The sequence below is a fragment of the Azospirillum endophyticum genome, from assembly GCF_016595245.1.
GTDB lineage: Bacteria > Pseudomonadota > Alphaproteobacteria > Azospirillales > Azospirillaceae > Azospirillum > Azospirillum endophyticum.
On sequence record NZ_JAENHM010000025.1, the window covers coordinates 112,588 to 129,436 of the forward strand.

The 16,849-nt window shown below is 70.4% G+C and carries 10 protein-coding genes; 4 read left to right on the forward strand and 6 right to left on the reverse strand.

The window, feature by feature from the left end; all coding sequences use genetic code 11:
* Window positions 1-54: 54 nt before the first annotated feature.
* The 5 genes from JHL17_RS07650 to JHL17_RS07670 form a co-directional block, all read right to left on the reverse strand.
* Complete coding sequence (locus JHL17_RS07650; RefSeq protein WP_200191695.1) at window positions 55-2,373, reverse strand: GumC family protein; 2,319 nt, start codon at window positions 2,371-2,373, stop codon at window positions 55-57.
* A gap of 105 nt (window positions 2,374-2,478) precedes the next feature.
* Window positions 2,479-4,659, reverse strand: a complete 2,181-nt coding sequence (locus tag JHL17_RS07655; protein WP_200191697.1) for a hypothetical protein — start codon at window positions 4,657-4,659, stop codon at window positions 2,479-2,481.
* A complete protein-coding gene (locus tag JHL17_RS07660; RefSeq protein ID WP_200191699.1) occupies window positions 4,656-6,506 on the reverse strand; it encodes a glycosyltransferase in 1,851 nt (616 codons plus the stop codon). Before JHL17_RS07660 ends, JHL17_RS07655 begins: the two co-directional genes overlap by 4 nt.
* Window positions 6,507-6,549: 43 nt before the next feature.
* Window positions 6,550-7,914 (reverse strand): lipopolysaccharide biosynthesis protein, encoded by a 1,365-nt coding sequence (locus tag JHL17_RS07665; protein WP_200191701.1) that lies wholly within the window; start codon window positions 7,912-7,914, stop codon window positions 6,550-6,552.
* A gap of 658 nt (window positions 7,915-8,572) precedes the next feature.
* On the reverse strand, window positions 8,573-9,586 hold the full coding sequence (locus tag JHL17_RS07670; RefSeq protein ID WP_200191702.1) for a LacI family DNA-binding transcriptional regulator: 1,014 nt from the start codon (window positions 9,584-9,586) through the stop codon (window positions 8,573-8,575).
* A gap of 259 nt (window positions 9,587-9,845) precedes the next feature.
* On the opposite strand from JHL17_RS07670, the gene ptsP reads away from it, so the two are divergent.
* From ptsP to JHL17_RS07685, 3 genes are all read left to right on the forward strand, one after another.
* On the forward strand, window positions 9,846-12,389 hold the full coding sequence (gene ptsP / locus JHL17_RS07675; RefSeq protein WP_200191703.1) for a phosphoenolpyruvate--protein phosphotransferase: 2,544 nt from the start codon (window positions 9,846-9,848) through the stop codon (window positions 12,387-12,389).
* A complete protein-coding gene (pfkB, locus tag JHL17_RS07680; RefSeq protein WP_200191705.1) occupies window positions 12,386-13,366 on the forward strand; it encodes a 1-phosphofructokinase in 981 nt (326 codons plus the stop codon). The genes ptsP and pfkB overlap by 4 nt, the downstream gene beginning before the upstream one ends.
* Before the next feature lie 70 nt (window positions 13,367-13,436).
* Window positions 13,437-15,221, forward strand: a complete 1,785-nt coding sequence (locus JHL17_RS07685; protein ID WP_200191707.1) for a fructose-specific PTS transporter subunit EIIC — start codon at window positions 13,437-13,439, stop codon at window positions 15,219-15,221.
* Between the two features lie 172 nt (window positions 15,222-15,393).
* On the opposite strand, the gene JHL17_RS07690 is transcribed toward JHL17_RS07685, so the two are convergent.
* Window positions 15,394-15,588: a hypothetical protein gene (locus JHL17_RS07690; RefSeq protein ID WP_200191709.1), complete on the reverse strand. Its 195-nt coding sequence runs from the start codon at window positions 15,586-15,588 to the stop codon at window positions 15,394-15,396.
* 278 nt (window positions 15,589-15,866) lie between these two features.
* On the opposite strand from JHL17_RS07690, the gene JHL17_RS07695 reads away from it, so the two are divergent.
* Complete coding sequence (locus tag JHL17_RS07695; RefSeq protein WP_200191711.1) at window positions 15,867-16,832, forward strand: GNAT family N-acetyltransferase; 966 nt, start codon at window positions 15,867-15,869, stop codon at window positions 16,830-16,832.
* The last annotated feature ends 17 nt before the right edge of the window (window positions 16,833-16,849 follow it).

A 16,849-nucleotide genomic window follows, 5' to 3' on the forward strand; every position in this document is an offset into this window, starting at 1 on the left:
CCGGAAGGGACAGGCTTTCGTCATCACCGACCGCCCGCATCGCCGCGGCATCTCTCAGCCGATGCGGCGCAGGCGGTAGGAGCGGCCGCTGGGTGGGCGGGTGCCGTATTCGAGGTTCGCGTGTTCGCGGGCATTGACCATCGACAGCACGGCGCCGCCGATCCGTCCGCCCACCTGGCGCACCTGCTTGATCCCGGCGCTGGCGAGGCTGGAGGCGGTGCGCGCCCAGCGCACGACGTAGAGGACACGGTCGGCCAAGGGCGCCAGGATCAGCGCGTCCGACACCGACAGCACCGGCGGCGTGTCGAGGACGATGACGTCGTAGCGTTCGGCGAGCTCCACCAGCAGCGACAGCATGGCCTTCGAGCCGAGCAGGATCTGCGGACGGTCGACCGTCCGGCCGGCGGCGATCACCGCCACGCGGCGCCGGTCGTCGACCTGCACCACCTGATCCAGGGTCGCGTCGCCTTCCAGCAGGTCGGTCAATCCCTTGGGCGGACGATTGCCGCCCAGAAGCCGGTGCACGGTGGGGCGCCGGGTGTCGCAGTCGACGATCACGACCCGGCGGCCGGTGTCGGCCAGGAAGGCGGACAGCGCCACCGCCAGCGTCGTCTTGCCCTCGCCGGCGACGGAGGAGGTCAGCATCACCACCTCGCCGCCCTTGGCGGTGGCCGGCTCCGCCCCGTTGCGGACCAGATGCAGCCGGGCGCAGAGCCGCCAGACCGCCTCGGCAAAATCGCCGCCGCCGGTGTTGGAATAGCGGTCGTCGTCCGCTCCGGCGGAGCGCCGGCCTCGGCCCAGCATCGGCACGATGCCGACCGCCGGCAGGCCCAGGACCGCCTCCACCTGATGGGAGCTGTAGACGCCGCGTTGCCCGCTGGTCCGCACCAGCGCGATGCCGGTCGCGATGGCGCCGCAGAGGATCGCGGCCAATCCGGCCAGCACCGTCTTGCCCGGTCCCACCGGTCCGACCGGAACGGCGGCGGCCGACACGATGCGCACGTCGGGCGTCATCTCCAGCGCCTGGAGCACCTGGGTTTCCTTGAGGCGGGTGACGGCGCGGCGGTAATTGTCGTCGGATGCGTCGGCCTGCCGCTGCAACTCGCGCAGCCGCACGTCGGCCTGCAGGTTGTCGAAGGATTCCGTGCGCAGGGTCTCCAAGCGGCGGGAGAGGTTCTGGATCTTGGCGACCTGCTGCTCCACCTCGCCCCGCAGGCTGCGGACCACGCGATCCACCTCGGTGGCGAGGGCGGCGTTGAGTTCGCGCAGTTCCGCGGTGGGCCGGGCCAATGCCGGGTGACGATCCCCATATTGCGCGCGCAATTCCGCGAGCTGGGCGCTCAGCGCCGTCTGGCGCTGACGCAGGCCGGTGATCAGCGGATCGCCGCCGATGTCGGTGCCGGTCAGCGATTCGGGATTGCCCGGCTGCACCGACTGCAGCTGGCGCAGCCGGGCCTGTGCGTTGGCGTGGGCGGTCCGTGCTTCCGCCAGCTGGGCGTTCAGCGCCGACATCTCCTCGTTCACCAGCGGGGCGTCGCGGCCCTTCACCATGCCGCTTTCGGACCGCATCGCCTCCACCGCCGCCCGTCCGGTGGTGGTCATGTCCTGGCGCAGTTCGTCCAGCCGGCTCTGCAGCCACTCGCTGGCGTTCTGGGTCGCCTTGCGCTTCGCCTCCACCTGGAGAGCGAGGTAGGCGTCCGCGACTGCGTTGGCGGCACGGGCGGCCAGCTGCGGATCCTTGGCCTCGACCGTGATGCGGATCGCGCGCGACTGCACGCCCGGGATGATGCGCAGGTTTTTCTGGAAGGCGGAGATCAGGCGGGCCGTTTCCATCTCCTCCGTATTCCCGGTCGGGGCGGCCGGGCGTGGCGGCGGGGTCAGCATGGCGGACAGCGGCTCCGGTAGTGCGGCGGTCGCGTCCATCAGCAAGGCGCGGCCTTCCTCCAGCACCGGGGTCAGGAGGCCGGGCTTGTCGACGACGGCCGCATATTCCGGTTCCTGCCCGAGATTCAGCGTCTCGACGACGCGGCGGGAGAGGTCGCGGGACCGCAGGATTTCGACCTCGGTGTTGACGGTGTCGAGGAAGACACCCATCGGTTCCGACACGGAGGGGATGTTGATGACCCGGTTCGAATGCGGGTCGATCACCACGACCGTGAAGGCGCTGTAGAGCGGGGTCATCGCGTTGATCAGGAGCACCGCCGGCAGCCACAGCACCAGGGTGAGCCCCAGGATCAGCCATTTCTGACGCCACAGCGTCTGGGCCAGCCGGCCGATGTTGACCTTGTCGGCGCCCGTTCCGACCGGCGGCGCCACGAAGCCGGCGGGGAAACCGGCCGAGCCCGGCGGCAATCGGTGTTCCGGTGCGTCCATGGGCTGAACTCCTTCCTCTCGACGAACAGTGCAGGGCGAACGGTGCTCGGATTAGCAATGCGGCCCTTGCGGTCCCGGGATCGCCCCGGCGGGCCGTCTGATGGCTCAGCCGACCTCGGCCGGATCACGGGTGTGGCGGCGGGGCGCACAGGACGTGTCCGGCGCGGACGTCCCGCGGATTTCGGGCGGCAGGCCCGGCGGTAGACCCTGGGATGGCGTTGGCGACAGGCCGGAGGGCAGGGACGCGCCTCGTTCCGCCTTCGCCTCCTCCAGGATGCGGGCATAGCGGGCGACGGTGTTCGGCGTGACGTTGACCAGCGTTCCGGTTCCGCCGCCGCCGGCGACGAGTTGGGCGACCTGGAACAGCGCCCGTCCCTTCTCCAGCACTTCCCCTGGCAGCATCCACAGGATGGAATCGATGTTGGACGCCAGCCACCCCGGCCGGCCGCCGCGCGTCAGGCGGCGTTCGGCCGCCCGGACCTGCGCGGTGTTGCGGATGGTGTAGAAGGGCGACCAGCCGTCCCAATCGCCGGCGGTGAAGGGGAGCGCCACGAAACCCGTGTCGGTCACCACCGCCTCGGCGGCGCCGAATCCCGCTTTGGTCCACATATAGTCGAAGCCGGCGGAGTGGACGGCGGCGGCGACCTCGGGCCGCAACGGACCTGGGCGGGCACGGTCGTAAGGCCGCCATGCCTCGTAGAAGCGGTCGAGCCGGTAGCGGCGCAGCGCGTTGCCGATCAGGCGCCGGGCGTCCATCGCCGGGCCGCTTGCCTGCGGCGGCGCCTTGCGGACCGTGCCCTCCGGTGCCGCCTCGACGCTGGCTGTCGGAGACTCCGACGGGCGCGGCCGGGGCGAGATGCGCAGGACCGGCCGCCCCTCGTCCCAATGCAGGCGCGGCGTCCGGCCCGGCACGAGGGGGGAGTCGACCAGCGGCCACCAGCCGCGCGGCATCAGCCCGGGCGGCAGCATCGTCGCCATTTCCGCACGGGCGCCGGCCAGCAGGCGGTGGAGTTCGCCGTCCGGCATCTCGCCTTCGGCGCAGACGCCGCGGCCGGTGCTGCCCAGCAGGAGTTCCACCCGGCCCAGGACGCCGCCGCGTTCCTCCGGCACCGACAGCAGCGCGAGGTCGGCGGGGCTGGACTGGGTCAGGCTGTCGACGGTGACCACCAGCCCGCAGCGCAGGCCGGTGGCGGCAACCAGATCGAGGATGCGGGGGATGCAGTGCAGTTCGCGGATCATGCCGGACCACAGAACCAGCGTGGTCAGCACCCGTCCCTCCGCCGCCCAGCGGCGCAGGGTGGCGTCGTCGGGCTCGTAGCCGGTGAAGGGGCGCGGCGGATCCGGGATGCGCAGCGGGATCGCCGCCGTGCTGGCGAAGGGCGGATCCGGGTCGACGATCTGCAGCCCGCGACCCAGGCGGCCCAGGGCGAAGAAGTCGTGGTCGTCGAACTGCCGCCCATAGACCGGGTCGGCCCCGGCCCGGATCAGATCGGCGGCGCGCTCGATCACATCGGTCTGCGGCCGGCCGTAGAGCGGCAGCAGGCGCTTTGCCGACGCCAGCGGCAGCTGTGCGGCGATCAGATCGGGATCACCCAGCAGGGTGCCGCGGCCCCAGCCGGCATGGCGGCGGGCGAGGCCGACGCTGAAGCTGGCGTAGCTTTCCCCTGCCACCTTGCCATCGACGGCGTCGAGCCCGCCGGGAAAGCCGCGGGCGCGCACCGGGTCGACGCAGTGGCCGGTGAAGTGCACGCAGCCCAGCGCCTCCAGCCGTTGCCGCAGCCCGGCATCCGCGCCGACATCGATGCCGAGGCACGGCTCCGCCATCAGCTGCGGGTAGAGGAACGGGGCCGCGACGATGCCGAGCGGGGTCTGCGGCGCCATGTCGAGCACCGCGACCCGGTCGGGGATCGGCTGGCCCAGCAGGCGGAAGGCGGCCTCGAAGATGGCGGCCGGGTCGGCGCTGCGCAGGGCGCAGTCGCCGCCGGCCTCCACCACCGGCCACAGCGGTGAGGCCGGGTCGCCCAGCGCCACCACGCGGTAACGGGTGGTCAGCCACAGCGCATGGTCCAGGTGCCGGCCGCCGGCCATCAGGCTGCCGGTGCCGGTCGCCTCGGTGCGGTTGCCGTCCTCCCAGCCGCCGAAATGCCGGCCGCTGCGCCGCCCGTCATAGTAGAGGTCGAAGGTCCAGCCGGCGCGTTCGGCAGCGGCGGCAAGAACCGGAGCGATGGCGACGCGGTGCGGGTCGCCGCCATGGGCGAGGAAGAGGAGCAGGGGCGGCTTGGTCACGATGCGTGTCCCTCCGAGCCCTTGCCGCCGCGCCGACACCACCACAGATGCCATTTCGCCACCCCCGGCGGCCCGAAATGATCGGTTTTCTGCAGGGTCAGGCCGGTGGCGGCGATGGCCTTGCGCATTTCCGGCGCCCAGTGATGACGGACCAGCGCCTTCCATTCCGGCAGGACGCCATGGCAGCGCATGGTCGCCAGCAGCCGGTCGGGCCGCCAGCGGTAGTAGCCGGGATAGGCGACCACCCACAGCGGGTTGGCGTTGGTGGTGTCGCAGACGATCCGGCCGCCGGGCTTGACCACCCGCTGCAGCTCGCGCACCCCGGCCTCCAGATCCGGCAGGTGGCAGAGCAGGTCCATGGCGATGACGAGGTCGAAGCTGTCGTCCGGGAAGGGCAGCTTTCGGGCGTCGGCCTGCCGGACGGTGAGGGCCGGGAAACGCTCCTTCGCCTCGGCCAGCATCTCGTGAGAGATGTCGACCAGCGTCACATCGTGTTGGCCGGCGAAGGGGCCGGTGATGCGGCCATACCCGCCGCCGACGTCGAGGATGCGCATCCGCGGCAGCCGTTCCAGCTCCGCCGCCACGGCGCGACGCTTCTCGTCATAGATGCGGTAGAAGGGCGTGGTCGGGTGGTCGGGGCGGAAATGGCGGCGGTAGCCGTTGTTGTAGATGCCGGATCCGGCGGCCTGCGAGCGCTCCGCCCTGGCATTCTCCAGCAGGGTCGCGACCCGGGCGGCGACGAGGTCGACGTCGAAGGTCTTCGCATGCTCCAGCCCGGCCGCGGCGGCGGCCTTCAGCCCGTCGCGGTCGGCCAGCCGGGCGATCAGCATGTCGCGCAGCGGCTCGGCCTCTCCCGGCGGGACCAGCCAGCCGGTGCGGCCATGCTCGATGATCTCCGGAAAGCCGCCGCAGTCGCTGGCGACCACCGGAACGCCGAGCGCCATCGCCTCCACCACCACGAAGCCGAAGCTTTCCCACAGGGATGGCACGACCGCCATCTCCGCCCTTGCCACCACGGCCAGCGCATCGTTGCGCGGCAGGGCGCCGGTGAAATGGACGCGGTCGGCCACCGGTGCCACGTCGCGCCGGAACTGGTCGATGATGGCGGCGCTCGCGGGATCCTCGCCGCCGATCATCAACAGGTGCAGGTCGGGGTTGGCCGCCAGGACGCCGGGAATGGCGCGGCCCAGGGTGGCGATGCCCTTGCGTCCCTCCAGCCGGCCGAAGAAGGCGATGAAGCGCCCCGGCAGCCCGATCGGCGGTTCCGCCGTCCGGTTCGCCGCGACCGCGGCGAGGTCGATGCTGTTGGGGATGACCTGGATCATCTCCGGCGGGATGCGCCAGTAATCGGCCACCCGCCGGGCGATGGCGCGGGTCGAGGCGTAGATCGCCGCGCTTCGCCTGGTCTGGTCGCGCTCCAGCGCGTTCAGCAGATGGGTGTGCGGCACCCAGGGCTGCATGTTGGTGTCCATCACCAGCCCGGTCGGGGTCGCCAGCCGCGTCACCACGGGAATGCTGCCGAAGTGGGTCAGCCACCAGGCATCGGCGTCGAACTCGGCCGCATGCACCACGTCGGGATGGAAGGAGCGCGCGGCATCGGCCAGCCGGCGGTTGGTCCGGAACCGGTCCAGCACGGCGTGCAGGCGCGGACCCGGATCGACGCGCTGCACCGTTACCCCGTCCTCGATGGTGATTCCGGCCGGTCGGCCGCCGGCTTTCCACGGGGTGACCACCTGCACGGCATGTCCCAGCCGCACCAGGGCGCGGGCCATCGTGTGGGTGTGCGTGGCGATACCGCCGAGCTTTTCGCCGGGTGGGTATTCGGGCGTCAAGAGCGACAGTCGCATTGCGGATCCCTCGATTGCTGTGGGGCAATACCCGTGGGTTCAGTCATTTGCCTGCGGGGTTGGCCGGAGCGGCGGCCACCGGAGACGGCTTGGTGAGCAGGCGCCGCGGCAAGGCCGCGAGCAGCGCCGGATCGGGCAGGAAGACGCGCCAGGGCAGGCCGGTCGCGTGGCGGTAGAGCGTTGCGGCGGCGGCGAACACCAGTGTGTAGGCGACCGTCGAGACGATGGCCGCAGCCAGGATCCCGCCGCTGTTCAGGAAAAGGATCAGGCCGCCCAGCGTGACCGCCATGCCCAGCAGGTTGGCCAGGGTGGCGGTGAAGGGCCGGTTTTCGGCATACAGCCCGTTCAGCAGGATGGCCGCGGCGGCGTAGAGCACGGCCCCCGGCAGCAGAAGCCGCAGCGGAAGCGCGCTGTCGGCGAAGGACGGGCCATAGACCAGCGAGATGGCGATGTCTGCGAAGACGAACAGCCCGCCGCCGAGCAGGCCGCCGATGGCGAAGGTCGCCTGCAGGCTGTTCAGCACCAGCTCTCGTCCCGACCGGCCCCGGCGGGTGGCGGCGGGCATCACCACGGTGGCGAGCGCGCTGGACAGGCTGACGATCAGCCAGGACAGGCTGGTCGCCAGGGCATAGAGCCCGACCTGCTTGGCCGAGAGGACGGCCGGAATGATCAGCAGGTCCAGCCGCTGGGTGATGACGCCGCCCACCACGTCGCCGTGCGTGCGCAAGGCGTACCACAGGCTCTTCCGGCCGAGCGCCGGGTCGGGTCGGGCGAGGCCGTGGCGGCGGATCAGCAGAGCCGTCGCCGCCGCCAGCACCAGCGTGCTCATCGCCGCCTGCACGATGACGGCGGCCTCCACCGTGAAACGTCCGGCGGCCCACAGGGCCACATAGACCACGGCGACGCCGGCCGGCTGCAGGAAGTTCAGCGCGTTGAAGCTGCGGAAGTCCTGGTCGCCCAGGATCAGTCCCAGCATCAATTCCGACAGCAGGGCCATGGCGATCATCGGAAGGTAGAGCCGCGCCAGTTCCAGCGTCTCGGGCGGCTGCGCGGCCAGCAGCAGCGGCAGCAGCAGATAGCCGGTGCCGATCGCCAGTCCCGCCAGCGGCAGCAGGATCAGCGTCCAGGTGCTCAGCAGCCGCCCGCCCGCGGAATGATCCCGCGACAGCGTGTAGGTGACCGCCTTGCCGCAGCCCATGGCGAACAGCCAGCCCAGCATCTGCACGGTGGTCAGGACCGAGGTCAGCGCCCCGCGCCCTTCCGGGCCGATGCTGCGGGCGACGAGGATTCCCGTCAGCAGCCCCAACGCCATCGTGGCGGCAGTGACGAGCACAGTCGCCACGCCATGGCGTGCGAAGCTGTTCGGCTTTGCGGCCGCCGCCTTCAGTCCGGCCAGACCTTTCAGCATCGTGCCTTCATCCCCGTTGATGCCCATGAAGTGTGCGCACCGCGTATCCTCCGGATTCCGCTTCCCGGTCCGATTGCAGGCTTGGATGCAATCCAGGGCGAACGGTGTCGCCTTACATTCTTCTCTGAACAATTGTTGAATTCATCAACATTATTCTGTCTCGCCTAAATCTACCGGAAAAATGAACAATCATCGGCATTCGCCGTTATTGGCTGTGACGAGCATTTTTGTTGTGCATTGCAAACTGAACGGTAGTGGGGTGTTGGACGACGGTCAACGCCGCTTTCGGAACTGTTCTTCCCGCACACCAGGGGAGTATTTTTCTTTGAACGTCCGTTGGTGAGAACTGGAAGCCCTAGCGTATCTTTCGGGCGTCGATTATCGGCGACGACCATTTCCCGGCATCGGGGGTAGTCCCTTGCCGGTGCGCCTGCGCACGGGAGGGGAGGTGGGGGCGCCGTTGCGCCCCGCTCCTGGGTGCGGCGGTTGCCGTGCTGCCCATTCGATGATGACGGCAACGCCTGACCGTTCGGCGCGGTTCGGGAAAGGCTGCGGCCGACACGGTCTTGAGTGATGGCTGGCGAGCATGGCCGGGCGGCCCGCCGTCGCGCGCCCCGAACCCGGTCGGATCGTCAGCCGGCTCCTTCGACCGGCCTTTTCAGCCGGCCTCTGCCATCCGCGCTGCGGTCGAGCCGCGCACGATGCAGGTGCCGCCCAGGACGAGGCGGCGGCTGGGGCGGTCCGGCGCCTCCAGCCGTTCGAACAGCAGCGTCATCGCCGACTGGCCGATGTCCTGCACCGGCTGCTCGATCACCGTCAGCCCGGGGCCGACCAGTTCCGTCCAGGGCTCGTTGTCGAATCCGGCGACCGCCAGCCCGTCGGGGATCGGCAGTTTCAGCCGCCGGGCGGCCTTCACCACACCCATCAGGAACAGGCTGTTGCTGACGATGAAGGCTTCCGGCCGGTCGCTCCCGGCCATCCAATCCACCACCGCCTCTTCCGCCGCGTCGGCATGGGGGGCGAGGAAGCGGGCGGCCGGGACGAGGCCGCGGGCCGTCATCGCGGCGCGGTAGCCCTCATGCCGCTCCTGGCCGGTGGTGCTGGTATTGCCGAACAGGCCGGCGATGCGGCGATAGCCCTGGGCATGGAGGTGCTCCACCAGCATCGCCGCGGCGCGCGGGTTGTCCAGGACCACGGCGTCGTGGCGGGTGGCCGGGGCGTTGCGGTCGATCAGCACGACGGGAAAGTCGAGATCCAGCCCGTCCAGCCGGTCCAGCGTCGCCCGGGTGGGGGCGAAGATCAGCCCGGTGATCCGCTCCTCCTGCATCAGGCGCAGGTACAGCTCTTCGCGTTCCGGATTCTCGTCGCTGTTGCACAGGATGACGCGCATGCCGGCGCGGTAGGCCGCATCCTCCACCGCGCGGCTGACGGCGGTGAAGAAGGGGTTGCGGATGTCCGACACCACCAGCCCGATGGTCTGCGAGTGCTGCGAGCGCAGCCGTCGCGCCGACAGGTTGGGGCGATAGCCGGTGGCGCGCACCGCGTCCTCCACCCGCTTGCGCAGCGCTTCGCTGACCGGTCCGTTGCCCAGCACGCGCGACACGGTGGCGACCGACACGCCGGCAGCCAGGGCCACGTCCTTGATGCCGGCGGCTTTTCCCGAAAGGCTCATGTCCAGACCGATCGTGTGGAGGATGCCCCGACTGGGGGAGGCGACCTTAGCGGTGCCGAACCCGGATGGCTAGGGCAGGGCGATAACTGAAAACGTTTTCAACGACTTTTCCGAACCATCGCCCATTTCCGATCGTCTGACAAGCCATTCATCCAGAAAATCCATTGTGTTGCAACGCAACAAGCGTTGACAGCCGAACTGTAATCGTTTTCACTTGGCTCAAGAGCGTAGACAAGAACATGCGGAGGAGACGGTCGCCATGGTCACCGACACGCACCCCTTGAGCCTTCCCCCCGATCTGATCCGCCTGGGCGCCGCCCCGGCCGGGAAGGACGCGGCGATCCGCGAGGCGGCGCAGCTGCTGATCGCCGCGGGCTGCATCGATCCCGCCTATGCCGACAGCATGATCCGGCGCGAGTCCGTGGCGAACACCTTCCTCGGTCACGGCGTGGCCATCCCGCACGGCATGGTGGACGACCGCAACCTCGTCCGCCGCAACGGCATCGCCATCCTGCAGGTGCCGGACGGCGTGGTCTGGAATGAGGGGCAGACTGCCCGCCTGGTGGTCGCCATCGCCGCCCAGTCCGATGCCCACATCGCCATCCTGCGCCGGCTGACCCGCCTGATGCAGGACGAGGCGCGGCTGAACGCCCTGTTCACCACCGGCGATCCCGCCGATCTTGTTGCCGCCTTGTCGGACGAGGCCGCCGCGCCGGCCACGCCTGCGTCCGACGCCGGCGATCTCGCGGAAAGCTTCGAGTGGGTGGTCGATTATCCGACCGGCCTGCATGCCCGTCCCGCCGCCGCCTGGGTCGAGACCGCCCGTGCGGCATCCGGCCGGGTCCGTGTCCGCCATGGCGGCGAGGCCGCCGACGGCAAGACGCTGGTGGCGCTGCTGCAGCTCGGCCTGCGCCCCGGTGACCGCATCACCGTGTCCGCCGACGGTCCCGACGCGCGCGCGGTGCTGAACCGGCTGAGGGCGACCATCACCGGCCTGAGCGCGCGGGAGAAGGCGGACGCCGCCGCCGCGGCACGCAAGGCGAAGGCCGTGGTGCAGGGCTGGATCCCGCCGGCCGCCGGCGATGCGGACAGGGGCCGCGAAATGCCGGTGCTGGCCGGCATCGGCGCCAGCCCGGGCCTTGCCATCGGCCCGGTCCATGTGATGCCGAAGGCCGATTTGACGGTTCCCGACCGCCCGGTCCCGCTGCTGGAAGGCGGCAATCGCCTGCACGAGGCGCTGAACCTGACCCGCCAACAACTGAAGGCTCTGGCCGACGACACCGCCCGCCGCCTCGGGCCGGCCGAGGCGGGAATCTTCAACGCGCAGGCGGAGCTTCTGAACGACACCGACGTCATCACGCTGGCCTGCCAGCTGATGGTGGAGGGGCATGGGCCCGGCTGGTCGTGGAACGAGGCGGTGGAGCGCAGCGCCGCCAAGCTGGCCGCCAACCCCAATCCGGTGCTGGCCGGGCGCGCCGCCGATTTGCGCGACGTCGGCCGCCGGGTGCTGACCCGCATCGATCCGGACCTGCGCGGCGGCTCGATCCGCGACCTGCCGGACACGCCCTGCATCCTGGTCGCCGACGACCTGTCGCCATCCGACACCGCGGCGCTCGACATGGGGCGGGTGATCGGTCTGGCGACGGCGCAGGGTGGCCCGACTTCCCACACCGCGATCCTGGCGCGCACGCTGGGCCTGCCGGCGATGGTGGCGGGTGGCGGGGCGCTGACCGGGCTTGCCGACGGCACCACCGCCATCCTCGACGGCCAATCCGGCCGGCTATATCTGGAGCCCTCGGCCGCCGCCCTCGCCGCCGCCCATGGCTGGATCGAAGAGCAGCGCATCAAGAAGGCCCAGCAGGAGGAACGGCGCAGCCTGCCCGCCCGCACCCGCGACGGCCATACGGTGGAGATCGGCGCCAACGTCAACCGTCCCGATCAGGTGGCGATGGCCCTGTCGCAGGGTGGCGAGGGCGTCGGGCTGATGCGGACCGAGTTCCTGTTCCTGGAGCGCGGCGATGCGCCGAGCGAGGAGGAGCAGTACCAGACCTACCGCGCCATGCTGGAGGCGCTGGACGGCCGTCCGCTGATCGTCCGGGCGCTCGACATCGGCGGCGACAAGCAGGTGCCGCACCTGCAGCTGCCGCATGAGGAGAACCCGTTCCTCGGCGTGCGCGGCGCCCGGCTGCTGCTGCGTCATCCCGAACTGTTGGACCCGCAGCTGCGCGCCCTCTACCGCGCCGCCAAGGAAGCCAAGCCGGGCGCATTGCTGATCATGTTCCCGATGATCACCACGCTCCGCGAGATCGAGACGCTGCGCGCCGTCTGCGACCGCATCCGGGCGGAGTTGGACGCCCCGGCGGTGCCGCTCGGCATCATGGTCGAGGTGCCGGCCGCCGCCATCCAGGCCGACGTCCTGGCCCGCCACGTCGATTTCTTCTCCATCGGCACCAACGACCTGACGCAATACGCGCTGGCCATCGACCGCCAGCACCCCGAACTGGCGGCGGAGGCCGACAGCCTGCACCCGTCGGTGCTGCGCTTGATCCGCCTGACGGTGGAAGGGGCCGAAAAGCACGGCCGCTGGGTCGGCGTCTGCGGCGGCATCGCCGGCGACCCGTTCGGCGCCGCCCTGCTGGCGGGCCTTGGCGTACGCGAGCTGTCGATGACGCCGCGCGACATTCCCGGCGTCAAGGACCGTCTGCGCGACAGCGATCTCGTCGGGCTGCGGGCGCTCGCCCAGCGCGCGCTCGACTGCGACTCCTCCGACGAGGTGCGCGCCTTGGAGGGCGGTGCGTCATGAGCGACCAACTCGCGGCTTCCAAGCCCGTCATCACCGTCACGCTGAACCCCGCCATCGACCAGACCATCACGGTCGAGGCGCTGAAGCCGGGCAGCGTCCACCGTGCCAAGGCGGTGCGCCACAATGCCGGCGGCAAGGGGGTGAACGTCGCCAGCTGCCTTGCCGACTGGGGTACGCCGGTGGTCGCCACCGGCCTGCTCGGCGCCGGAAACGCGGCACCCTTCGAGGCGCTGTTCCAGGCCAAGGGCATTGCCGACGCCTTCCTGCGGCTGCCGGGCGAGACGCGCGTCAACATCAAGATCGCCGACCTCGCCGCCAACGACACCACGGACATCAACCTGCCGGGGCTCAACGCCGATGCCGGCGCGCTGAGCCGGGTGCAGGAGACGGTCCGGAGATTGATGGAACCGGGCACCTTGGTCCTGCTGGCCGGCAGCCTGCCCGAGGGGCTGCCGGCCGAGGCCTATGCCACCTTGACCGCCGACTTCACGCATGCCGGCGCCCGGGTCGTGCTGGACGGCAGCGGAGCGCCGCTGGCGGCGGCGCTGGCCTCCACCGGCGCGCTGCCCCACTGCATCAAGCCCAACCGGCACGAGCTGGAGGATTGGGCCGGCCGGCCGCTGCCGACCGATGCCGATCTTCTGGAGGCGGCACGCGGCCTGCACCGGCGCGGCGTGTCGGTGGTGGTCGTGTCGCTGGGCGCGGAGGGCGCGCTGTTCGTCGGCAGCGATTCGCAGGGCGCCCGTGCGCTGCATGGCCGGCTGCCGCCGGTCAACGCGCTGAGCACCGTCGGGGCGGGCGACGCAATGGTGGCGGGGCTGATCGCCGCCTTCCAGCAGGACGGCGGGCTGGAGGACGTCGCTCGGCTGTCGGTCGCCTTCGCCGCCGCCAAACTCGGCTGCTTCGGTCCCAACCTGCCCGATTCGGCGACGGTCCGGTCGCTCGCTGCACAGGTGGGGCTGACCGCGCTTGGCTGAGCGGTCGTGCGGCGTTCGACGAGATTCAACACAGTGACAGGCGCGGGGACGAACCCGCCAGGAGGAAACAATGGCGAACCTGTTGGCCGTGATCGCGGCGGGCGATCTCACCACCCAGGCCGTTCTGGCGGCGGAGGCCCTGCGCAAGGCGGCGGCTTCCGCCGGCCATCGCATCCAGGTGGAGATCCGCACCAGCCTCGGCATCCAATCCCCGTTCGACGCCGCGGCATTGCCGGCGGCGGACGGCGTGATCCTCGTCGGCAGCGGCGACCTGAACGACGGCCGCTTCGCCGGGCTGAAGCGCAGCTCCGCCACGCTGGACGAGGTTCTGGGCAATCCCGGCGCCGTGCTGGAGAAGGCGCGCGGCTCCGCGTCCGGCAATCCCGCCGCCGCCCCGGCCGTTGCCGCCGGCCCGCGCAGGATCGTCGCCATCACCTCCTGCCCGACGGGCATCGCCCACACCTTCATGGCGGCCGAGGGCATCCAGCAGGCGGCCACCGCGCTGGGCCACAAGGTCCGGGTGGAGACGCAAGGGTCCGTCGGTGCGCGCGACACGCTGACCGACGAGGAGATCCGCGAGGCCGACCTCGTCCTGATCGCCGCCGATACCCAGATCGACCTGTCCCGCTTCGCCGGCAAGCGCGTGTTCATGAGCGGCACCAAGCCCGCCATCAACGACGGCAAGGCCCTGGTCAACCGCGCCCTGTCCGAGGCGAAGCCGCATGGCGCTCCCAGCACCCCGCTGGCCGACGCCGTCGCCGCCGGCAAGGCCGAACGCTCGGCCCAGCGCACCGGCCCCTACAAGCACCTGATGACCGGCGTGTCCTTCATGCTGCCCTTCGTGGTGACGGGCGGCCTGCTGATCGCACTCGCCTTCGCCTTGGGCGGCATCTACGTCTACGAGGAGTCCAACGCCGGCACGCTGGGCTATGCCCTGTTCCAGATCGGTGCCAAGGGGGCTTTCGCCCTGATGGTGCCGGCGCTGGCCGGCTACATCGCCTATTCGATCGCCGACCGTCCCGGCATCGCCCCCGGCATGGTGGGCGGCATGCTGGCCGGCAGCATCGGCGCCGGGTTCCTGGGCGGCATCGTCGCCGGCTTCATCGCCGGATACGGCACCGCCTTCCTCAACCGGCATATCAAGCTGCACCGCAACCTGGAAGGGCTGAAGCCGGTGCTGATCCTGCCGCTGCTGGGCTCTCTGCTGACCGGCCTGCTGATGATCTATGTCGTCGGCACCCCGGTCGCCGAGGCGTTGGCCTGGATGAGCGCCTGGCTGAAGGGCATGCAGGGCAGCAGCGCCATCCTGCTCGGCCTGCTGATCGGGGCGATGATGGCCTTCGACATGGGCGGTCCGGTCAACAAGGCCGCCTATGCCTTCTCCACCGGCCTGATCGCCTCCCAGGTCTATACGCCGATGGCCGCCGCCATGGCCGCCGGCATGGTGCCGCCGCTGGGTCTGGCGCTCGCCACCAAGCTGTTCGCCGACCGCTTCACCCATGAGGAGCGCGAGGCCGGCAACGCCGCCGCGGTCCTGGGCATCGCTTTCATCACCGAAGGCGCCATTCCCTTCGCCGCCCGCGATCCCCTGCGCGTCATTCCGGCGCTGATGATCGGCGGCGCCCTGACCGGTGCGATGTCGATGGCGGTGGGTGCGGAGCTGAAGGTACCCCATGGCGGCGTCTTCGTCCTGCCGATCCCCAACGCGGTGACGCATCTGCTGGGCTATGTGGTGGCGCTGGTGGTCGGCACCGTGGTGACCGCCGTGGCCTTGCGCATCCTGAAGAAGCCGGTCACGGCGGCAGCGGAGACGGCTCCGAAGCCTGCCGCACAGGGGGCGGGCGCGCACGCCTGATACTTCCCCCTCTGCATTTCCTCTCGGGGCGTCCTCCCGACCTTGCCCCCTCTCCGCACCCGCGGAGAGGGGGCTTCTTTTTCGGGAATTCGGCGCCGGCTTCCCTCGCATGATCGCGATCGACCAGGAGCTCCGTTCCAGGGCTTCTCTCTACCACCAGCGGTGACGGGGATCAGGCGCCGACCAGGGCCAGGACGCCGACCGCGGCCAGGATGCACAAGGCGGCGAGCGCCAATTGCAGCCGCAGCCCGCAGGGGTTGGCCAAGGTCGGCGGCTGGTCGAAATCCTCGGTTGTCGACAGCCGTTCCAGCGCTTCACGCCGGAAAAGCCGCTCGGCGCTCTGCGGTTCACGTCCAAGCTGAGTCATCTGGGCCCTGGTTCCGAAGGATTTTGCGTAGGCGCCGAGGCTGCAATGCAAGAAATACTATTAAGAAGATGAAACAAATCCGTTTCCATCCTGACACGCCTTCTTGCTTGCACCTCGTTGTTTCGCGCGCATAATGGTTAGGGAGCATCTGGGTTGTCCAGCAGACTTCACTGGATGCCGGTGTCTTCGAGAGGGCGTTTTGTTGGAGTTGCGGACGTGAGGATACCGGTCGGGACGGACGAGGGCGATGTGGCGCGTCACCGGGGGCCGGCCGGCTGATGGCTGCTGCGGATCTCCTGTCGCCTGCCGATGTTTCCGTGATCGCCGGCCTTCGCATCTCGCCGCTTGCCGGCAGTGCGGTCGCCTTCGCCCCGCTCGGTTTTCCCCGTCTGGCTCCGGTTCTGGAACGGCTCTCGCCGCCATGGGTCGCCGTGGGCGCCACGATCGGCGGGTTGCCGGTCGGGCTGGCCCTGGGGCAGGCCGGCGATGGTGTGGCGAGGCTGCTGTCGCTGAAGGTCGCGCGCAGCCTGCGCAACCGTGGCATCGGCCGGTCGCTGGCCGCGGAATGGGAAAGGACCGCAGCCAAAGCCGGCGCGACCAGCCTGCGCGCCGGATTTTCGGACAAGCTGCCGCAGGGTGCAGCCCTGGCCGCGACCCTGTCGGCTGCCGGCTGGACACCGCCGCGCCTGACCCAGGTCTGGACCATGGGGGAGGCAGCGCGGATGGTCGAAGCGGTCGCCCGCTGGCCGTCGGTGGCCGGACGGCTGCGGGATCCCGAAGGATTCAGCTTCGAATCCTGGCGGTCGCCGGACGTCGACGACCGTGCCGCCATCGCCGCGCTGGCTGCCGAACCCGATCATCTGCCCTTGATGCACCCCGACTTGCGGGCGGAGCGGATCGAGCCCGCCTGCTCCATCGCGGTGCGGCGGCAGGGTGTGCTGGTCGGCTGGGTGCTGGCGGAGCGGACGGACCGCGTGCCGATCGACGGCTATCGCGACCGGCCGGCGATCGATTACCGCAGTGCCTATCTGGCGCGACACCTCTGGCACACGGGCGTGCTGGTCGGTGCCTATTGGCATGCCTACGCCCGGCAGGTCGCGGCTTTCGGACCGACGTCCATCGCCATGTTCGGCACGATATTCCCCCGGATGATGGCGCTGGTGCGCCGCCGCTTCGCGCCGATTTCGCTGCGGGTGGACGAGACCTTCGAGATGACCCGCGAGATTGCCCTCGGCTCCCCATGATCGCCGAACGGCATTCG

Coding starts and splice junctions, on each gene's coding strand:
- pfkB (WP_200191705.1), top strand. CDS start 12,386: ATGAGCGACCAACTCGCGGCTTCCAAGCCCGTCATCACCGTCACGCTG.
- ptsP (WP_200191703.1), top strand. CDS start 9,846: ATGGTCACCGACACGCACCCCTTGAGCCTTCCCCCCGATCTGATCCGC.
- JHL17_RS07660 (WP_200191699.1), bottom strand. CDS start 6,506: ATGCGACTGTCGCTCTTGACGCCCGAATACCCACCCGGCGAAAAGCTC.
- JHL17_RS07690 (WP_200191709.1), bottom strand. CDS start 15,588: ATGACTCAGCTTGGACGTGAACCGCAGAGCGCCGAGCGGCTTTTCCGG.
- JHL17_RS07685 (WP_200191707.1), top strand. CDS start 13,437: ATGGCGAACCTGTTGGCCGTGATCGCGGCGGGCGATCTCACCACCCAG.
- JHL17_RS07665 (WP_200191701.1), bottom strand. CDS start 7,914: ATGCTGAAAGGTCTGGCCGGACTGAAGGCGGCGGCCGCAAAGCCGAAC.
- JHL17_RS07650 (WP_200191695.1), bottom strand. CDS start 2,373: ATGGACGCACCGGAACACCGATTGCCGCCGGGCTCGGCCGGTTTCCCC.
- JHL17_RS07670 (WP_200191702.1), bottom strand. CDS start 9,586: ATGAGCCTTTCGGGAAAAGCCGCCGGCATCAAGGACGTGGCCCTGGCT.
- JHL17_RS07695 (WP_200191711.1), top strand. CDS start 15,867: ATGGCTGCTGCGGATCTCCTGTCGCCTGCCGATGTTTCCGTGATCGCC.